The sequence below is a fragment of the Methylobacterium sp. E-046 genome, from assembly GCF_022829625.1.
Classification (GTDB): Bacteria; Pseudomonadota; Alphaproteobacteria; order Rhizobiales; family Beijerinckiaceae; genus Methylobacterium; species Methylobacterium longum.
In genome coordinates, this window is record NZ_JAKSYP010000169.1 from 1 (window position 1) to 2,875 (window position 2,875).

Sequence of the window (2,875 nt, forward strand, 5' to 3'; positions counted from 1 at the left end):
GCGACGGCCGGGGCTGGCGCACAGCCCTACGATGATAGGCGGCCTCCCCCGCCCGGGGATGAGGACTTCGACCGCCCCCCGCCGCCACCGCATCGCTTCCGGCCGCCGCCGCGGGAGGACTTCGATGACGACCGGCCGCCCCCGCCGCACCGGCGTGGCCCACCCCCGCCGGACGATGACGACGATGACGGGCCGCCCCCGCCGCCTCCCCGCCGATACTGACAGACGGTTGGCAAGGCTTCGTTAACCATCCAGTCCCAGCCTGACCGTGGCCGCCGATGAGCAGCCGCACCGGGGGGATCCGGTGGTTTACGGCCCTGCGCGCCGACGTGCGCGGGGCCGTTCACGCACACGAGGTTGGCAATGCGTGGCTCTCTCCTGCGGACCAGCGGCGTGGCTGCTTTAACCGCTCTTACCCTTTGCAGCGCCCAGCCGGCTGCCCAGGCACGCGACGGTATCGGCGTCGGCGGGGCCGCAGCGCTCGGCCTTCTTGGCGGTGTCGTCGCAGGAGGCGCGATTGCCTCAGCCAACAACGGGTACTACCCGGGTCGCCCGGTCTACGTCGCGCCGCGGCCCGTCTACGTCGAGGAAGTCTGCCACGTTGAGCGGCGCGCCTTCATCGATCCCTATGGTTACGAGCACGTCCGCCGGGTCCGCGTCTGCGAGTAGCGGCCACACGGCCGCGAGTCGGCTGAGCCCTCGCTACGGCAACCTACAATCTTTCGGGCTGTTGTCCTGCATTGAGGTGCGAGCAGCACTGTTGGCTGAGAGCGCATCCAATTGGAGGCACAGCCATGGAAACCGGCTATCCCCTTCTCTTTCTGGCTCTGGGCACTCTCGCCGGTGTGTGGTTCCTGGCCGCTGCAGCCCGGAAGCAGGTCGCCAATTCAAAGGGCGATCCAGAGCGCTCCAACGTGATCAAGCAGCACGGGGGCGAACCGCGGCCGAACATGGAAGGCACAGAGCACTGAGCCCGGCCTTGTCTCGTGAACCCCGCGAACAATGACCTGCCCCATCAGGGCACGTCCGGGATAGTTGGCGCCATATCGGCGCCCGCTCGTCTTGCGCCGACCCGCTACACGGGCCTGCTGGCCATCCAGATCGTTATGGCGCTTGTAGTGGCGGCTATCGCGTGGGTGCTGAGCAGGATGTAGTAGCTGACCCGTCCTTCGAACTTCGCGGCACTTAGGCCGTTCCTGTGCCGCAGAAGCTGCAGCACGGACAATTGCATGAACCGCACCACGATTGCGCTCGCTGGCGCCTTGAGCATCGTCCTGGCTGGCCCCGTCGTAGCCCAGGTGGTTACGGGAGGCGCCGGCAATACCGGTGTGGCCCCACCGGCCACCGTGGGCGGCGTGGGCCCTGGCGCTCGGGATCTCGGTCCTAGCCCGATCACCCGAGGCAACGAGGCCAATCCCAGCAACTCTTCCGTTCCGGGCACGACACCGGATGTGAACATCGGCGGCACGCCCACCAACGGCCCGCCGGGCACCGGGGGCACATCGGGGGGTCCATCGCTCGACGGCCGATAGCGTTGCCATGGCCACCAAAGACCAGCGCACTTGCGAGGTGAAGGTGGACGGGGCGTGGCGCCCCGCCACCCTTACAGAAGCGCACGGCGTGTACAGGGTGGCATGGAAACGCTGTCCGGCGTGCCATGGCCAAGTAATGATTGCTGGGTCCTATACTGCCTCAGGCCACCTGATACTGCAGCACCGCCGGACGCACACCGGCTGCCCACTCTCATCCAAAGGGTACAGCGGTACGCCATCACCGCACCCTCAGGCGCTTTCCTGAAGGCCGCTCGGCCCCGCCCCGATCTGCTCACGGGGCGGGGGAGCGTCCGATCTCACCAGCGGTGGGCCGATACGCAACGTGGCCCAACAGCATGGTGCCAGAGCACGGTTAGGCGGCCATCACCAACTTCGGCCGGTTGCTGTCCCAGGTTGGCGCTGATGCGAACTGCCATCTGAGATTGCGTGGCTGGCACGTCCAAACTGGACGCCGTCAGTTCAGCGGCGTCCGAGCGCCGTCCACTCCGTGATGACTGACTCGTCAGCCGGCATGTAGGCGTCGACGATGGCACCCTTACGGTTCACGACGCAGATCATCGCCGCCTCGCGCACCTCGTACATCATCGGCCGGTCGTAGGTGATGCGGAACAGCACTGGCGCGAAGTAGTCTCCCTTCTTGTCGGTCTTATCCACGCCGGCCGAGACCGCCTCGACCTGCTTCATGCCGGCTTTGCCAGCCTCGCTCATGACGGTCGCACGGCAGGTGTCGACGGTGCGGTTGCGGCCCGGCACCTCCGGCAAAGGCTGTCCGATCCTCTGCAGGGCGACAGAGGTGCCCTTCACCAGGCCGGTTCCCGGCACCATCGACATGATCGTCTGCTCACCGGCCGCGGCTGAGGCCGGCCCGATCGGAGCGATCTGCCAGGGCATCTGCCACGTGGCCGCCGACGTGTCCGGCGCGGCCGGTGCATCCTGCGCAAGTGCAGGGCTGGCCAAGGCAGAGATCAGGGTCGCGCAGCAGATCAAACGTAGGGACATCACGGCTTTCCTTCTTCGCGGGGGTGAACGAGAGGCCGCGGCATGAAGCTAGTCCGTCGGCGCAAGGGCGGATGGCAGCGTCCAGGGTGAGGACGTTGCCGAAGTGGACGAGGGGACGGCGGAGCGATTGCCTCGCGCCCGGTGCATGGAGGCGTAGGCGACTGCGCCGGCATCGATCCGCCCCCGAGCCGAGGTCGGCCGGCTGATGATGCTCGCCGTCTGCTCGGCATCGCGGTAGGGCACCCGCGCCTGAGAGGCCGCTGTCGCCGCTTTTGGCTTCCTGAGAGACCGCGCGTGCCTCGCCGGTCCCGGGTTCAGTATCG

General features: G+C 67.5%; 3 protein-coding genes. 2 read left to right on the forward strand and 1 reads right to left on the reverse strand.

The window, feature by feature from the left end:
• Positions 1 to 363 precede the first annotated feature (363 nt).
• The gene (locus MKK82_RS15725; protein ID WP_243986237.1) at positions 364 to 669 is read left to right on the forward strand and encodes a hypothetical protein; all 306 of its coding nucleotides are present in this window, start codon (positions 364 to 366) and stop codon (positions 667 to 669) included.
• Between the two features lie 125 nt (positions 670 to 794).
• On the forward strand, positions 795 to 971 hold the full coding sequence (locus MKK82_RS15730; protein ID WP_243986238.1) for a hypothetical protein: 177 nt from the start codon (positions 795 to 797) through the stop codon (positions 969 to 971).
• 1,041 nt (positions 972 to 2,012) lie between these two features.
• On the opposite strand, the gene MKK82_RS15735 is transcribed toward MKK82_RS15730, so the two are convergent.
• Complete coding sequence (locus MKK82_RS15735; RefSeq protein ID WP_243986239.1) at positions 2,013 to 2,552, reverse strand: hypothetical protein; 540 nt, start codon at positions 2,550 to 2,552, stop codon at positions 2,013 to 2,015.
• Positions 2,553 to 2,875: the final 323 nt, after the last annotated feature.